Raw genomic sequence first — 16781 nt, forward strand, 5'->3', positions numbered from 1 at the left:
TGTGGCAATGGCCATAACCCCCGATACCAAGAACTGGACCTGGGTCCTGGACCGGACCTGCCCCGAATGCGGTTTCACTGCATCGGAGACGAACTTTGAAGACATACCCCGAATGCTCCGGGCCAATGCCGACGCCTGGCAGGACGTTCTCGAGCGGACGGACGCGGCCCAGCGGCCGGATGAGAGCACCTGGTCCCCGCTTGAATACGCCGCGCATGTCCGCGACCTGTGCGAGGTCTACCGGATGCGGCTGCTGCTGATGGTGGACACGGACGGAGCGGAGTTTGCTGACTGGGACCAGGACGCAACCGCCGTCGCAGAGCGCTATGGCGAGCAGGATCCTGCCCGTGTGGCCGCAGACCTTGCAGACGAAGCGGAAGCCACAGCGGCAGCTTTTGCCGCCGTCGAGCCGCAGGACCGCTCGCGCCGTGGAAGCCGCTCGGACGGCAGTACCTTTACGGTCGAGTCCCTGGCACGGTACTTCATGCATGATGCCGCCCACCACCTGTGGGACGTCCGGATCCGCTGACCGGACGGACGGGCTGTCCTGCCCGGGTAGAGGGCTGTCTTCGGGCAGGGTGCCGCGCATGATAGACAGGTTGCTTATGTTCATTCTGCGCCCGGCCTGGCCAGGCGCCTGAAAGGAGATCCATGTCCTACCCCGCGACAAGCCGCGAAATCCAGCTCGCTTCCCGTCCCGAGGGGTGGCCCGCCGACGAGAACTTCCGGCTGGCCGAGGCGAAGGTTCCGGAACTGCAGGACGGACAGATCCTGGTCCGCAACACGCTGATGTCCGTGGACCCGTACATGCGCGGCCGCATGAACGACGCGAAGTCCTACGTCCCCCCGTTCCAGCTCGGTGCTCCGCTGGACGGCGGTGCCATAGGGGAGGTCGTTGAATCCCGTGCGGGGACCCACAAGGCGGGGGACACCGTCCTTCACAACCTCGGCTGGCGTGAATACGCTGTCCTGGATGCCAGGCGTGCCCGGGTCATTGACACCGGGATTGCCCCTGCCAGCGCATACCTTGGCGCCATGGGCCTCACCGGCCTGACCGCCTGGGCGGGCCTGACCAAGGTAGCCGGTTTCCGTGAGGGTGACGCAGTCTTCGTCTCCGGCGCGGCAGGAGCAGTCGGCTCGATCGCCGGACAGATCGCCAAGGCACTGGGGGCCAGCCGTGTCATCGGCAGTGCCGGTTCAGCCGAAAAGGTCCAGCGGCTCCGGGAGCTCGGCTTCGATGCCGCCTTCAATTACCACGACGGCCCGGTCAGGGACCAGCTGAAAGCAGCCGCAGAAGGCAACGGGATTGATGTCTACTTCGACAACGTCGGCGGAGACCACCTCGAGGCCGCGATTTCCGTCCTGAACAAGTACGGACGCGTGGCTATGTGCGGAGCCATCTCAGCCTACAACAGCACCGAACCGCAGTGCGCTCCCCGCAACCTGTTCCAGGCGATCGGCAAGGAACTGACTCTCCGCGGTTTCATCGCCAGCAGTTACAACGAGTACGCCGGTCAGTTCGCGGAACTCATGGCCGGCTGGCTTCGGGACGGAAAGGTCAGCTACGACGAGACGTTCGTGGACGGACTTGCAAACGCACCGCAGGCATTCATCGACCTGATGAAGGGCGCCAACACGGGCAAGATGGTGGTCCGGCTTTCCTAGCGGTTCGCCCTGCGCGTCCGGGCCGTGAACAGGCTGGCGGCTTCCTCCGCTGCTTCAAGGAGCTGCTTCGCAGAGGCCTCCCAGTCGTATTCCGCGGCCCGGACCAATCCGGCAGCTGATGCTTTCCTCCAGCGCTCCGGGTCTGAGAGGCGCCGGACCGCACCGGCAAACTCCTGCGGACTGTCCGGATCCACCAGCAGGGCCGCTCCGCCGGAAACCTCCCGGAAGATGGGTGTGTCTGCGGCAATGACCGGCGTACCCGTCGCCATCGATTCGATGATGGGCAGCCCGTAGCCCTCAGCCTTGGAGAGGGTAACGAGCGCTGTGGCGCGGCGAAGCAGGGCATCATATTCCGCGTCGGTGACCCCGTTATGGAACACCACCCGGTCAGGATCCGCCGTCAGCGCGGCCAGTTCGGCCTGGCGCTGCGGCGGGATCCGGCTCAGGAGGTGCAGTGTGTAGCCCGGCATGGAATCCACCGCCCGGACGATGGTCTCCACGTTCTTGTAGGGCATAAAGGAACCCATGTAGAGCAGCGTCTTCTCCGGCGGCCGGGAAACGTCCCGCGGAACCGTACCCGGCTGGGGTGCGTTGGAAACCATCCGCACCGGCCGGCGGGTCAGGCTGTGCCGGGCCATCAGATCCCGGGTTGTCCGGCTAATCGTGGCAACCACGTCGGCCCGGTTAAGCAGCAGGCGCTGCGGCCAGTAAGCCAGGTGGTACAAACGCCATAGCAGGCGCACGGGCAGCGGCAGGAATCCAGGCGGCGTCGGGTTCTGGTAGTAGATCAGGTCATGGAGGGTCAGGATCAGCGGGTACCGCCTGCCCCACGTTCCCATGGTCTGCATGGGACACACCACGACGTCGGCTCCAAGCCGGTTGATCCGTCCGGCCACAAAAAGCTCGGCAGGGGAGAGCGGGGAGTTGATCTTCGTCCAGGGCACAGCCGGCAGGAGCGCCAGCTGGCGCTCGTCGCTGATCAGCATCCGAACGTCCGCATGGCGGGAAACGGCTTCGATCAGGCTCGCTCCGTAGCGGCTGATGCCGTCGTGCTGGTCAGTGCGGGTGAAACGGGCGTCAAAGACGATTCTCATGCGCTGTGGTGCCTCCGGTCCAGGAAATCGGTGATCAGGGCCGCTGCGGCATCCGGTGCTTCGTAGTGAACCAGGTGGCCGACCCCCTCCAGGATCTCGAGTTCGCCGTCGGGCACCAGTTCCGCGAGGCGCCGCTGGGCAGGAACGGATCCCAGGTCATCCCGGTCTGCAGCAATCAGAAGCACAGGCATGCGCAGCCGGGCAGCGGAGTCCCGAACGGTTTCGGAAATGGAGGACCGGAACGCTTCCAGCACGACGGCGCGGGACGCGAAGGCGCTGAAGTAGGCATCATGCTGGGCATGGATCCAGCGGCGCAGCCCGGGGTTGCGGGTCTTGGCCATCAGTACGCTCATGCCGCGGACGATCAGCGGGTTGGCCAGCAGAGCACGGCCCGGTTTCTCCGGAAGTTTTGCTGCGGCCAGGTAGTACAGTTCCGCGAGCTTGCTGGTGAAACCCTTCGGACCCTCCAGGGCAGGCTCGCAGATGGGGTTGACCAGGACGAGCTCGCTTATGAGTTCCGGGTGTTCCGCGGCGGTCCGCGCTGCGATGATGGAGCCGAATGAGTGCCCCAGCAGGACGGTGTCCGGCCCCAGGTCCAGGGCAGTGAAAGCCGAACGCACAAAGCCGGCGTAGGCGGCGGCGTCGTGCGTTCCCGGCAGGACAGCCCCCTGCCCGAATCCGGGGAGATCAGGCAGGATCACCCGGTTGTTGGGGAGGGCTTCCACTAGCCGAAGCAGTCCGTGATGGTCGCCGCGGAAGCCGTGGACCATAAAGACCACCGGACCGGCGGGGGTAGCCGCAGGGAAATCCCAGAAGCGCTGTGCGGTGCCTTCAATGGGGATGGTCCTCACTGTGGCCTGCCGTTCGAAGGGTGCAGGGCCCGTGCCGGCGCTGCCGCGGCGGGGAAGGCGGAACAGCTGCACTAGTTCACCTCTGCGGGATTGGAGCCGGTCCTGCGCCCTGAATCCAGCCCGTCCAGGACTGCGGCGTGCTCAGGCTCCAGTTCGAAGGAGAAGATGTCCAGATTTGCGCTCATCCTGTCTTCGCTGCTGGCCTTCGGAATCACGGTATGCCCTGCCTGGACGTGCCAGCGCAGCACCACCTGTGCGGCAGTGCGGCCTATGCTGTTCGCGATCTCCACCACTGCCGGATCCTCAAGGACGGCGCCGCGGCCCAGCGGGCTCCAGGCCACCGTGCAGATTCCGTGGGCTTCGTGGAAGGACCGCAGTTCCTTCTGTGCGAGCCACGGATGGAGTTCAACCTGGTTCACGGCCGGGACGACTGCCGCGCTGTCCAGCAGCTCCTCAAGGTGCCCGCGGTTGAAGTTGGAGACGCCAATGGCGCGGACCCGGCCGGATGCATACAGCTCCTCAAGGGCCTTGTAGGTCTGGAGGAACAGTCCGCGGTCCGGGCACGGCCAGTGAATCAGGTAAAGGTCCAGGTACTCGAAGCCAAGCTTTGCCATGGACACGTCAAACGCGCGCAGCGCGGCATCATAACCGTGATCCGTGTTCCAGACCTTGGATGTCACGAAGAGGTCTTCCTGGACCACATGGCCGTTGTCCGTGAAGTTGCGGACTGCTTTGCCCACCCCTTCTTCGTTGCCGTAAAGGGCCGCCGTATCAATGTGGCGGTAGCCGGTGGAAAGCGCCGCGCTCACCAGCGGGGCGGTGTCCTGCGGGGGCACCTTGTAGGTTCCGTAGCCGGCCTGGTCCATAAGTACGCCGTTGTTCAGTGTCAGTTTTGGTGCCGGGTCCATGGAGTAACTCTACCGAGATGAGCCGGGCGTGCGCTCCCGTGATGGCGCGTGTAGCGTGAAGAGCCTGTAAACGCCCCCTGACAAGCAGTTTTCCCAAAGTCATGGTGTTTATCGAAAAAGATTGATTCCATAGGGCCTTACGACGGTGCGCGCAGCACACGGCGAGGAAAAGGACACGGGATGCATGGAAACATGTCCGGCGCTCTTTGACTGGCACTCGACGCAGGTCCAACATCACTCAATATCCCAATGCACCAATGAGAAACTAACGGATCGGAGGAGTCGATGGTGACTCTAGGAGAGGTTTTTGTCAGCGAGATGCTGGGTACGGCAGCGCTGATAGTTCTGGGCTGCGGCGTAGTCGCCAACGTTGCCCTGGGCAAAACCAAAGGCAACGGCGGCGGCTTCCTGATGGTCAACTGGGGCTGGGGGCTCGGCGTCTTTGCCGGTGTCTACCTCTCAGTGATGTCGGGTGCGCACATCAACCCCGCAGTGACCGTGGGCGTCATCACCGGCGGCGCGGAAGAATTCGTGCCCGGCGTGGCAGTAACCATCGGATCCACCCTCACCTATTTCGGCGGCCAGATGCTCGGCGCCATCATCGGCGCCTTTGTCGCCTGGCTGGCCTACAAGAAGCAGTTCGACGAAGAGCCCGATCCCGCGAACATCCTGGGTGTGTTCTCCACCGGTCCCGCAATCCGCTCCTACGGCTGGAACGTCGTCACGGAAGTCGTCGGCACGTTCATTCTGGTCTTCGTGATTGTCGCCTTCGCCGGAACACCCTCGGGGCTCGGCCCGCTCGCGGTTGGCCTGCTGGTGGTCGGTATTGGCGCCTCACTTGGCGGCCCCACCGGGTACGCCATCAACCCCGCCCGTGACCTTGGCCCCCGCATCGTCCACGCCCTGCTGCCCATCCGGAACAAGGGCAACAGCGACTGGGCCTACTCCTGGGTTCCGGTCGTCGGACCGCTCATCGGCGGCGCACTGGGCGGCTGGGCCGGCGGTTTTATTCCGCTGCCGGACCTCTAATCGTTACTGCGTCCGCAAAGACCTAAGACCTCAGAGGAGAGACCCACGTGACCGACAGCAAACAGCAGTACGTGATTGCAATCGACCAGGGCACCACCAGCAGCCGGGCGATTGTCTTCGATCACGACGGCAAGATCGTTTCCACCGGCCAGAAGGAACACGAGCAGATATTCCCGCGCGCCGGCTGGGTCGAGCACGACCCGATGGAAATCTGGACCAACGTCCGCGAGGTCGTCGGCACTGCGCTTTCGAAGGCAAACCTGACGCGGCACGACATCGCGGCGGTCGGCATCACCAACCAGCGCGAGACCGCAGTGGTGTGGGACCGCAACACCGGCAAGCCCGTCTACAACGCAATCGTCTGGCAGGATACCCGGACCCAGCCGATCGTCGACGAGCTTGCCAGGGACGGCGGCCTGGAACGGTTCAAGGACACTGTTGGGCTGCCGCTGGCCACCTACTTCTCCGGCACCAAGATCAAGTGGATCCTGGACAACGTCGAGGGTGCCCGCGAGAAGGCCGAGAACGGTGACCTGATGTTCGGCAACACCGACTCGTGGGTGACCTGGAACCTGACCGGCGGCACCGACGGCGGCGTGCACATCACTGACGTCTCCAACGCCTCCCGGACCATGTTCATGGACCTGGACACCCTGACCTGGGACCAGTCGATCCTCGACGTCTTCGGTGTCCCTGCGTCCATGCTTCCGGAAATCCGATCCTCCTCCGAGATCTACGGCAAGGTGCACGGCTCCCAGCTGCTGCGAGAGACTCCGGTTGCGGGCATCCTCGGTGATCAGCAGGCTGCAACCTTCGGCCAGGCCGCCTTCGGCGTCGGCGATGCCAAGAACACCTACGGCACCGGCAACTTCCTCATCTTCAACACCGGTGAGGAAAAGGTGATGTCCGAGAACGGACTGCTCACCACCGTCGCGTACAAGATTGGCGATGCCGCACCGGTGTACGCACTCGAAGGCTCGATTGCCGTGACCGGTTCGCTGGTCCAGTGGCTGCGGGACAACCTTGGCATCATCAAGAGCGCGCCGGAAATCGAGAAGCTCGCCAGTGCCGTGGAAGACAACGGCGGCGTCTACATTGTCCCGGCGTTCTCCGGCCTGTTCGCACCGCACTGGCGTTCCGACGCCCGCGGCGCAATCGTGGGACTGACCCGGTTCGTGAACAAGAACCACATTGCCCGCGCAGCCCTGGAAGCCACGGCATTCCAGACCCGCGAGGTGCTGGACGCAGTCAACGCCGATTCCGGTGTTCCGCTCACTGAAATGCGGGTCGACGGCGGCATGGTCGCCAATGATGCGCTGATGCAGTTCCAGGCCGACATCCTGGGCGTGGACGTCGTCCGCCCCGAGGTTGTGGAGACCACCGCACTCGGTGCCGCCTACGCGGCCGGACTGGCGGTCGGGTTCTGGAAGAACACCGACGAGCTGGCTGCCAACTGGAACGAAGGCAAGCGCTGGACGCCGAACATGGACGAGTCCGAGCGTGAGCGGCAGATGCGCCTCTGGAGCAAGGCCGTGACCCGGACGTTCGACTGGGTTGACGAGGACGTGCTCTAGCGCAGGACGCCAGGCCTCCCGGCCGGAACAAGCCGCTCCCGGATCAACGGATCCGGGAGCGGCTTTTGCGTATGGGTCCTGGGTGTGTTGCGTTTGACCTGCGGGAACACCGCCCGGTAGCGTGCTGGCAGCATCAATGGTGATGTGCATCACACAGAAGCGGGTCGCAGTGGCAGCTACAGCAGGTACAAACGAGGTCCGCACGGCGAGGCATCCGCTGCCGGTAGCGGTAATAGGTGCCGGCCCCAGCGGGCTGGCTGCCATGCGTGCCCTGTCCAAACGCGGACTCGGCGTCGTTGGCTTCGAGGCGCACAGCGACGTCGGCGGGCTGTGGAACATCTCGAACCCCTCCAGCACGGTGTACGAGTCCGCCCACCTGATCTCCTCCCGGACCACCACAGAATTCGCCGAGTTTCCGATGCCGGAGGGCACACCGGACTATCCGGGCCACCGGCACCTGCTGGAGTACTTCCGTGCGTACGCAGGACACTTCGGGCTCACCGGCCGGATCCGGTTTGGCACCCGGGTCACCGCAGCCTTCCAAACGGACGACGGCGGATGGGAACTGGCCTGGGAGGGGCCGGAAGGTGTGGGAAGCGGCCGGTTCAGCGCCGTCGTCGTCGCGTCCGGCACCTTGCACACCCCGTACCTGCCGGCCTTCCGGGGAGAATTCTCCGGGGAAATCCGCCATTCGGCCCAGTACAAGGAAGCCGTGGAGCTGGCCGGCAAACGGGTGCTCGTTGTGGGCGCGGGAAACAGCGGCTGCGACATAGCAGTGGATGCCGTGCACCATGCCGCTGCCGTGGATATCAGCGTCCGCCGGGGCTACTACTTTGTGCCGAAATACGTCTTTGGCCGGCCCACGGACACCCTGAACCAGGGCAAACCCCTGCCGCGGCCGCTCAAGCAGTTCCTGGACAAGCGCCTGCTGCGCATGTTTACGGGAGACCCTGCCCGCTTCGGCTTCCCGAAGCCCGACTACCGGATCTACGAATCCCATCCCGTGGTCAACTCCCTGGTCCTGCACCATCTTGGCCACGGCGACCTGTCCGTCAAGCCGGACATCGACCGGCTGGAGGGTTCCACCGTTCATTTTCGGGACGGGACGTCGGGGGAGTACGACCTGCTGCTCTGCGCCACCGGCTATGTGCTCAGCTATCCGTTCCTGGCCCCGGACCTGCTGGGCTGGACCGGGGCCTCACCCCAGCTGTACCTGAACATTTTCAGCCGCCAGGCGGAGAACCTGATGGTGGTGGGGATGGTTGAAGCCTCCGGGCTGGGCTGGGAAGGCAGATACCGCCAGGCCGAGCTGGTGGCAGCCTATCTCGCCGCGAAGCAGGAAAAGGCGGAGGTGGCCGCCGCGTTCGACGCCGCTGTCAGCGGGCCGTCCCCGGATGTCACGGGCGGCTACCGCTATCTGGGACTGGACCGGATGAGCTACTACGTGAACAAGGATGCCTACCGGGCGGAGCTTGAGGCGCACCTTGACACGCTGGCAGCGCCGGCGGGCGCTTCCGTTCCCGCGCCGGCGGAGGTGAACCGCTGATGCCCATCGACGACGTCGTACTCAACTTTTCTCCCGGCTCGCTGGTGATCCTGAACGTGGTTTTGGCCGTGATCATCCTGGGCATTGCCCTGGAGGTCCGTCCCGCCGACTTCCGCACAGTGGCCAGGAGTCCGAAGGCCATCCTGCTTGGCATTGCCGCTCAGTACCTGCTTTTGCCTGCGGTGACCGTCTGCATTGCCCTGGCACTGCAGGTTCCGGCCTCAATTGCCCTGGGCATGATCCTGGTGGCCTGCTGCCCGCCGGGCGGTATTTCGAACGTGCTGACCCACCGCGCACAGGGCGATGTGGCGCTGTCCGCGTCCATGACCGCTGTGTCCAACCTGGTGGCGATCATCGTGATGCCGCTCAACGTGGCCTTCTGGGCCGCGCTGAGCCCGTCCACGGACTCCCTGATGCGGGACTTTTCCCTGGACCGGGGCGGGATGCTGGTCCAGGTCCTGCTGATCATCGGCGTGCCGTTTGCGCTGGGCATGCCGCTGGCCCGCCGCTTTCCCGAGCTCACGGACCGGCTGCGGCCCTGGGTGCAGCGGATCGGACTGGTGGCGCTGCTGGCGTTCATTGTTGCCGGAACCGCCAGCAACCTCGGCCCCCTGCGCGAGCACCTCGGCACCATCTTCCTGGTGGTCGCCCTGCACGACGCCGTTGCGTTGGCCGTTGGATACTGGGCAGCCGCGGCCGTTCGCCTTGATGAAGCCAGCCGGCGGGCGGTGACGTTCGAGGTGGGTGCCCGAAACACCGGACTGGGACTGGGACTCACCCTGACCTTCTTCTCCGGGCTGGGCGGTATGGCCATGGTGGCTGCCTGGTGGGGGATCTGGGACATCCTGGCCGGCCTCGCCCTGGCCGCGTGGTGGCGCCGGCGTGATGCCCGGAAAGCCGCGAAGGCACAGGAGGCCGCACTGTGAGCCGGGTATGCGTGACCGGAGGCAACGGCTTCCTGGGCAGCGCCGTCGTGTCCCGGCTGGCGGCAGACCCTGCAGTGAGCCACGTCCTGAGCCTGGACCTCCGGGAGCCCTCGGCTGAGCGGAAGGTTGACGGCGTGGTGTACGCGCTGGCGGACGTCTGCTCCCCGGACGTTTCCAAGGAGCTGCAGGAGCACCGGATCGACACCGTGGTCCACTTGGCGGCGATCGTGAATCCCGGCAGGGACACCACCCGGGAGCAGGAGTACCGCGTCGATGTTACCGGGACGCAGAACGTACTGGCCGCCTGCCTTGAATCAGGCGTGAAGCACGTGGTCATCTCATCCTCCGGCGCCGCCTACGGCTACCACGCAGACAACGCCCCGTGGCTGAACGAGTCCCACCCGCTGCGCGGCAATGACGAGTTTGGCTATTCCCGGCACAAACGCCTGGTCGAGGAGGAACTGGCCCGGCTGCGCACTGAGCACCCGGAACTGCGGCAGACCATCTTCCGGATCGGAACGATCCTGGGGGAGCGGGTCCGGAACCAGATCACGGCGCTGTTCGATGCGCCTCGGCTGCTGCGGGTGGCCGGCAGCGAGTCGCCGTTCGTCTTTATCTGGGACCAGGACGTCGCTGATGCCATGGCACAGGCCGTGATCACCGGACGCAGCGGGATCTTCAACGTGGCCGGCGACGGCGCCCTCACCGTCCGCGAGATCGCGGGGCTTCTGGGGAAACGGACACTGACGGTTCCCGCTCCGCTCCTGGCAGCCGGTCTCTGGGCGGGGCAAAAGCTGAAACTCACGGTGCACGGTCCGGAGCAGCTGCGGTTCCTGCGCTACCGTCCGGTCCTGGACAACACGGCCCTGAAACACGAGTTCGGCTTCACTCCCACGCGAACCAGCAGGGAAGCCTTCCTCGAGTTCAGGAAAGCGCGGGAGGCCGCCGGCGCCCGGCAACGATGACGACGCCGCTGCCGGCCGCAGTGGATTGCGCGGCCGGCAGCGGATCCGCGGAAAGTGCTAGAAGTAGCTCACACCATTTGTCTTGAAGGGCAGCCCCAGCCCGCCGGCCACTTCCGCCACAACCTCGGGGCAAAAGAAGTACCACTTTAGTTCCGCGACCAGCGGGGCCCCGAAGGCCGGCCGCACCCGCAGGACGTCCGAGACCACCTCCGATGCCCCGGGGACATTCTTCTGCCGCTCCCACATCAGGATAATGTCCTCCCCGTCGAAGTGGTGGACTGTTGACCTGTGGATCTCGGCGGCATCCGGACCGAACGTGTCCGTCAGGGATCCGGCACGGATTTCCCCGTGTCCGGTTTCAGTGGCGTTGCCAACCACCTCGGACCGTCCGCTTGCCAGGAACAGGGACACCATGGCGTCAATGTCGTAGGCGTTGAACGCCGCGGCCAGCCGGCGCAGCAGCGCCTGGTGTCCGGGATGCCGGCCAGCGGCCCGCGGGCCGGGTGCCAAGGTTTCGGGGGAGGGTCCTGCAGAGTCCGTACGCGCCGCCCGCAGCGTGGTCCGGCCGCGGTGCAGGGCGGACTTGACGGCGCCGGGAGTCGTCTCCAGCATCCCGGCAATCTCGGCGAGGGAATAGGAGAACACATCCTTGAGGACCACACACGCCCGTTCCCGGGGAGGCAGCAGGTGCAGCAGCTGACGCAGTGCGGACTCCACTGCAAGGGCTGCCAGCGGATCCTCGGCCCCGTCATCAGGAAGGTCAAGGGCGGATTCTGTCCACTCAAGGGTCACCCGGCCGCTGCGGCGCAGTGAGTCGATCCACGTGTTCGTGGCGATACGGACAAGCCATGCCTGGGTATTGCGGATCGGCTCATACCGCTGCGATGCTTCCGCAAGGGCCTTCGTCAGGGTCTCCTGCAGCAGGTCCTCGGCGTCCCACACGGTGGGGGTCAGGCTGCGGCAGTAGGCGTACACCGAAGCCCGGACCGGTTCCAATGCCACCAGGAAATCGCGGCGGGCCTGCCGCAGGTCCACCCTGTTTTCTGCCAAAGCCTGCGTTTCGCCTGCCGCGCAGGCTTCGAAGTCCGTTCCCGCTGTCATTACACATCCCCTCGCTCTCCCGCCCAAGGCGGTGCTTGATGAAAATCATGGCACCGTGCCATGCCCTTACCGGGTAGACGCACAGACAGGCCCAAAAGATACGCCGTAGCAGGCAGCGTCCGCCGCAGGGCTGAAGCGCAGGCGGGATCTGCGGATGTCCGGACCGTTGACCGTTACAGCCCTGTGGCGGGCACCGCCGTCGGGCGCTGCCTGTTGTAAAGTGGAGAAATGACCGCATTGCTCCTCCTTAGATAGCCGCGTTTGTATCAAACGCGGCAGCCCCTTGCATCTGACGAGGGGCTTTTGTGTGTCTGGGGAAGAGTCAACAGCGCAGGCGGAACCGGCAGCACGCCGGAGTCCGCGGATCACCAGGATTTTCTTGAGGACAGAGGCGAAGCATAGTGAGCACGCAGTCACAGACTGACCAGTCGGAAGAGGCCGTATACAGTTTCGCGGCCATGGAGAAGAAGTGGCCGGCTGTCTGGGACGACCTTGGCGTTTTCACCCCGGCCGACGACGGATCGAAGGAACGCCGCTACGTCCTGGACATGTTCCCCTACCCGTCCGGCGACCTGCACATGGGCCACGCTGAAGCGTTCGCCATGGGAGACGTGGTTGCCCGCTACTGGCGCCAGCTCGGTTTCGATGTGCTGCACCCGATCGGCTGGGACTCCTTTGGCCTGCCCGCTGAGAACGCCGCGATCAAGCACAACGCCCACCCCAGCGAGTGGACGTACCGCAACATCGACACCCAGGCCGGCTCCTTCAAGCGCTACGCGATCAGCGTTGACTGGTCCCGCCGCCTGCACACTTCGGACCCGGAGTACTACCGCTGGACCCAGTGGCTGTTCACCCGTTTCTACGACCGGGGCCTGGCCTACCGTAAGAACTCCCCGGTCAACTGGTGCCCGAAGGACCAGACCGTGCTGGCCAACGAGCAGGTCGTCAACGGCGCCTGCGAACGCTGCGGCACCCAGGTCACCAAGAAGGCCCTGAACCAGTGGTATTTCAAGATCACCGACTACGCCGACCGCCTGCTGGACGACATGGAGCAGCTCAAGGGCCACTGGCCTGAGCGCGTGCTGGCCATGCAGAAGAACTGGATCGGCCGTTCCGAGGGTGCACACGTCCGGTTCGCCATCGAGGCTGCCGGGAACAAGCCCGAAGAGCAGGTCACCGTCTTCACTACCCGCCCGGACACCCTGTACGGAGCAACGTTCTTCGTAGTGGCAGCGGATGCACCGCTGGCCCTGGACCTGGTGGACGACGAGCACCGCGACGCGCTGCTGCAGTACCGTGAGGACGTCAAGGCGCTCTCCGACATCGAACGCCAGGCCACCGACCGCACCAAGACCGGTGTCTTCACCGGCCGGTACGCGATCAACCCGCTCAACGGCGAAAGGCTGCCGGTCTGGGCAGCCGACTACGTGCTGGCCGACTACGGGACCGGTGCGATCATGGCCGTGCCCGCGCACGACCAGCGCGACCTGGACTTCGCCCGCACCTTCGACCTGCCCGTCCGTGCGGTCCTGGATACCGGCGAAGAAGATCCTGCCGTTTCCGGCACCGCCACCACCGGCGAGGGCACCCTGGTGAACTCCGGTGAGCTGAACGGCCTGCCGAAGTCCGAAGCCATTCCCGCGGCAGTCCGCATCCTGGAAGAAAAGGGCACCGGCGAGAAGTTCGTGAACTTCCGCCTGCGCGACTGGCTGCTCTCCCGCCAGCGGTTTTGGGGCACCCCGATCCCGATCATCCACTGCGAAAAGTGCGGCGAAGTACCGGTTCCCGATGACCAGCTGCCGGTCACCCTGCCCACCGGGCTGAAGGGCGAGGCGCTGGCTCCCAAGGGCACCTCCCCGCTGGCTTCCGTGGAAGAGTGGGTCAACGTTTCCTGCCCGTCCTGCGGCGGCGCAGCCAAGCGCGACACTGACACCATGGATACCTTCGTGGACTCCTCCTGGTACTTCATGCGCTTCGTTTCCCCGCACTTCACCGAGGGACCGTTCGATCCCGAAGCCGTGCGGAACTGGATGCCTGTGGGGCAGTACGTGGGCGGCGTCGAGCACGCTATCCTCCACCTGCTCTACTCCCGGTTCTTCACCAAGGTGGTCAAGGACATGGGCCTGATCGAGGCCGATGAACCCTTCACCGCACTGCTGAACCAGGGCCAGGTCCTCAACGGCGGCAAGGCAATGTCCAAGTCGCTGGGCAACGGCGTTGACCTAGGCGAACAGCTGGACAAGTACGGCGTTGACGCCGTGCGCCTGACCATGGTCTTTGCTTCCCCGCCGGAAGACGACGTGGACTGGGCGGACGTCTCGCCGTCGGGCTCCGCCAAGTTCCTGGCCCGCGCCTGGCGCCTGGGCCAGGACGTTGCCTCCGAGCCCGGTGTGGATTTCACCTCCGGGGACAAGAAGCTGCGTTCCGTAACCCACCGGACGATTGCCGACGCGACGGAACTGCTGGACGCCGGCAAGTTCAACGTGGTGATCGCCAAGCTGATGGAGCTGGTCAACGCGACGCGCAAGATGATCGATTCGGGCGCTGGCGCCTCCGATCCGGCTGTCCGCGAAGCTGCCGAGGCCGTTGCCGTCATCCTGAGCCTCTTCGCCCCGTACACGGCCGAAGATCTCTGGAACGCGCTGGGCCACCCGGCATCGGTCGCCAACGCGGGCTGGCCCGCAGTGGATTCCTCGCTGCTCGTGGAGGACACCGTCACTGCGATCGTCCAGGTCAAGGGCAAGGTCCGTGACCGGCTGGAGGTTCCCGCGGATATCACCGAGGACGCGCTGCGTGAACTGGCGCTGGCTTCGGAGCAGGTGCAGAAGACGCTCGACGGCGCCGGCATCCGCACCATCATTGTGAAGGCACCCAAGCTCGTGAACATCGTGCCTGCCTAGCCATGATGGACTGGGCGGCGCTGCGCGGGCGGTGGTTCAAGTCCCGGGAAACCGGGGCCGCTGAGCCTGCATTCCGTCCGCGCGTCGCCGTCGTCACCGATTCCTCCTGTTCGCTGCCTGAGCAGTGGGCGGAGAGCCCGCAGCTGGCTTCGCTCGTGCGGGTTGTCTCGATGCCGGTCATGATCGGGGACCAGATTTACGGCGAGGGCACCGACAGGATGATCGGTGCCCTGGCGCTGGCCCTCGCCCAGGGACAGGACGTACGTACTTCCCGCCCGGCGCCTGGCCAGTTTGAAGCCCTCTACGCGAAGCTGGCGGCCGAGGGTTTCGAAGCCGTAGTCTCGGTCCATCTTTCCTCCAAGCTCTCCGGAACGGCGGATTCCGCCCGGCTTGCCGCCCGCACCGCCCCACTTCCGGTGACCGTGGTGGACACAGCATCGGTCGCCATGGGGCTTGGCTATGCCGTGCAGGATGCAGCCCGGGCAGCAGCTGCCGGAGCCGAAGCGGCCGGCGTCGTCGCCGCGGCGCGCGCCAGCGCTGAAGCCGCACACATCCTTTTCTATGTACCCAGCCTTGAGCAGCTTCGCCGCGGCGGCCGCATCGGCGCTGCAGCAGGCTGGTTTGGCACTCTCTTTGCCGTCAAACCGATTCTGGCGATCCGGGACGGACTGGTCGTTCCGCTGGAGCGCGTCCGGACCGCACCCAAGGCCCTGGCCCGGCTGGAAGAACTCTCCCGGGAGGAACTTGCCCGTCGTTCGGGAGCCGTCCGGGTCGCCGTCCATCATTTCGGAAATGAAGCAGAAGCCGAGCGCCTTGCGGCAGCCGTGATCCGGGAACGCCCAGACGCGGAGGTCATGCTCTGTCCGCTCCCGGCGGTGCTGGCAGCACATGCCGGGCTGGGTGTGCTGGCCGTGGCGATCGGGCCAAGCAGCGGCCGGGATTCGGCGGAAGACGCCATCTCCAGTTCCGGAAATCCAGCCGCCGAATCAGCTGACGCGCCGGTCCCTGAACCTGAAACCCCCGGTAGAGACGCGCAGTCGGCAGCTCCGAACGATGCCGACCCTGGCCTGGACATCGACTGACCCCTATCCGCCCAGTCTCCCTGCACAACCCCGGCCCGCGTCCCGCCGGTCCACAGTGATGTTGGTTCCGCAGATTCGGTTCTGAAGGAAACCTACTCTGGCCTGCATGGCCGATCACCGCTGGGACACCGAACCGCCTGCCATCCTTCCATCGCGGCTGGCCGCCCGGCGGCGTGCGGCGGGAAACGGGACCATGTTCAGCGGAGCAGAGGATCCTGGCGCAAACGCACCCGCGCCGGTCGGCGACGGGACCGTCAATGACCACCAGGTTCCGGTACCGGCGTCCGTTTCCGCAGGTGACTCCGGTACCGATTCCGCTGCTGACTCCCAGCGGCCGGCCAGACGGTGGCGTTTCCCGCTGGGCGCGGGAATCCTCGCTGCCTGCCTCATGCTTGCGGCAGCAGTGGCCCTTCCACTGCTGAGAGACCGGGACAGGGATCCCGTCCTTTCCGTGGAAATGGGAACAGACGTCTCTGCCGGGCGCATCGCGGATACCGGTGAGGCGGACCCGGAAGGGCAGGACAGCCCAGCCGGCAGCCCGCCGCCGCCGACTGAAACTATTGGGCCGGCTGACACTGCAGGGCCGGCTGCCGAACCAGGCAGCGCAGGGGACGGCCTGGTGGTGCACGTGGCCGGAGCCGTTGCCGCACCGGGCATTGTGCGCATCCCTGAAGGCGGACGGGTTGCAGACGCCGTCGCTGCTGCCGGCGGAGCCACTGCGGACGCCGACCTTACCCGGGTCAATCTGGCTGCCCCGATGCCGGACGGGAGCATGGTGGTGGTTCCCGCGGAAGGGGACCCAGCCGGGGCACCCGTCGATGCAGCCGGGACTGCCCCCGGTACAGGGCCTGTTCCGGGGGCGGGGAGTCCCGGCGGGTCGCCGGGAACCCCCGGTGGTTCAGTGGTGAACCTGAACACGGCGTCGGAAGCGGAACTGCAGACGCTGCCCCGGGTTGGGCCCGTCCTGGCCGCCCGCATCATTACCTGGCGTACCGAGCATGGGCCGTTCCAGCGGGCGGAGGACCTGGACGCGGTCCCCGGCATCGGTGAGGCCATGCTCGCGGCTCTCCTGCCGCTGGTCGTGGTGTGATTCGGCTGGCCCAGCCCGCCAGCCTGCCGGCGCAGGGCCCGGCCAGAGGC

14 protein-coding genes are annotated in these 16781 nt (G+C 65.7%); 10 read left to right on the top strand and 4 right to left on the bottom strand.

Translation table 11 applies throughout. The features are described from left to right. The first annotated feature begins 7 nt into the window (after positions 1-7). Both AO716_RS11745 and AO716_RS11750 read left to right on the top strand, forming a co-directional pair. Complete coding sequence (locus AO716_RS11745; protein WP_055242217.1) at positions 8-529, top strand: DinB family protein; 522 nt, start codon at positions 8-10, stop codon at positions 527-529. Positions 530-651: 122 nt separating this feature from the next. Beyond that, complete coding sequence (locus AO716_RS11750; protein ID WP_055241009.1) at positions 652-1665, top strand: NADP-dependent oxidoreductase; 1014 nt, start codon at positions 652-654, stop codon at positions 1663-1665. Here the strand turns inward: AO716_RS11750 and AO716_RS11755 are convergent. The 3 genes from AO716_RS11755 to AO716_RS11765 are packed head-to-tail and all read right to left on the bottom strand — an operon-like array spanning position 1662 to position 4518. Next, on the bottom strand, positions 1662-2759 hold the full coding sequence (locus AO716_RS11755) for a glycosyltransferase family 4 protein (protein ID WP_055241010.1): 1098 nt from the start codon (positions 2757-2759) through the stop codon (positions 1662-1664). The two genes, AO716_RS11750 and AO716_RS11755, sit on opposite strands and share 4 nt — an antisense overlap. Further along, entirely contained in the window at positions 2756-3682 is a 927-nt protein-coding gene (locus AO716_RS11760) for an alpha/beta fold hydrolase (RefSeq protein WP_235472073.1), read from the bottom strand. Before AO716_RS11760 ends, AO716_RS11755 begins: the two co-directional genes overlap by 4 nt. Continuing rightward, entirely contained in the window at positions 3682-4518 is an 837-nt protein-coding gene (locus tag AO716_RS11765) for an aldo/keto reductase (protein ID WP_055241011.1), read from the bottom strand. The genes AO716_RS11760 and AO716_RS11765 overlap by 1 nt, the downstream gene beginning before the upstream one ends. Before the next feature lie 288 nt (positions 4519-4806). On the opposite strand from AO716_RS11765, the gene AO716_RS11770 reads away from it, so the two are divergent. From AO716_RS11770 to AO716_RS11790, 5 genes are all read left to right on the top strand, one after another. After that, positions 4807-5547 carry an MIP/aquaporin family protein gene (locus AO716_RS11770; protein WP_055242220.1) on the top strand — a complete coding sequence of 247 codons (741 nt, stop codon included), beginning with the start codon at positions 4807-4809 and terminating at the stop codon, positions 5545-5547. A gap of 47 nt (positions 5548-5594) precedes the next feature. Next, entirely contained in the window at positions 5595-7121 is a 1527-nt protein-coding gene (gene glpK, locus AO716_RS11775; RefSeq protein ID WP_055241012.1) for a glycerol kinase GlpK, read from the top strand. 142 nt (positions 7122-7263) lie between these two features. Then, a complete protein-coding gene (locus tag AO716_RS11780; protein ID WP_082413613.1) occupies positions 7264-8667 on the top strand; it encodes a flavin-containing monooxygenase in 1404 nt (467 codons plus the stop codon). Next, positions 8667-9593, top strand: coding sequence for a bile acid:sodium symporter family protein (locus AO716_RS11785; protein ID WP_055241013.1), 927 nt, complete (start codon positions 8667-8669; stop codon positions 9591-9593). Before AO716_RS11780 ends, AO716_RS11785 begins: the two co-directional genes overlap by 1 nt. Next, the gene (locus AO716_RS11790; protein ID WP_055241014.1) at positions 9590-10558 is read left to right on the top strand and encodes an SDR family oxidoreductase; all 969 of its coding nucleotides are present in this window, start codon (positions 9590-9592) and stop codon (positions 10556-10558) included. Before AO716_RS11785 ends, AO716_RS11790 begins: the two co-directional genes overlap by 4 nt. Before the next feature lie 57 nt (positions 10559-10615). Here the strand turns inward: AO716_RS11790 and AO716_RS11795 are convergent, their stop codons facing one another. Then, positions 10616-11659, bottom strand: coding sequence for a sigma-70 family RNA polymerase sigma factor (locus AO716_RS11795; protein WP_055241015.1), 1044 nt, complete (start codon positions 11657-11659; stop codon positions 10616-10618). 398 nt (positions 11660-12057) lie between these two features. Between AO716_RS11795 and leuS the strand changes: the two genes are divergently transcribed. From leuS to AO716_RS11810, 3 genes are all read left to right on the top strand, one after another. Further along, positions 12058-14559, top strand: a complete 2502-nt coding sequence (leuS, locus tag AO716_RS11800) for a leucine--tRNA ligase (RefSeq protein ID WP_055241016.1) — start codon at positions 12058-12060, stop codon at positions 14557-14559. A 2-nt stretch (positions 14560-14561) separates the two neighbouring features. Further along, positions 14562-15641: a DegV family protein gene (locus AO716_RS11805; RefSeq protein WP_082413519.1), complete on the top strand. Its 1080-nt coding sequence runs from the start codon at positions 14562-14564 to the stop codon at positions 15639-15641. Between the two features lie 106 nt (positions 15642-15747). Then, on the top strand, positions 15748-16731 hold the full coding sequence (locus tag AO716_RS11810) for a ComEA family DNA-binding protein (RefSeq protein ID WP_055241017.1): 984 nt from the start codon (positions 15748-15750) through the stop codon (positions 16729-16731). The last annotated feature ends 50 nt before the right edge of the window (positions 16732-16781 follow it).

The sequence above is a fragment of the Arthrobacter sp. Edens01 genome (assembly GCF_001307035.1).
GTDB lineage: Bacteria > Actinomycetota > Actinomycetes > Actinomycetales > Micrococcaceae > Arthrobacter_B.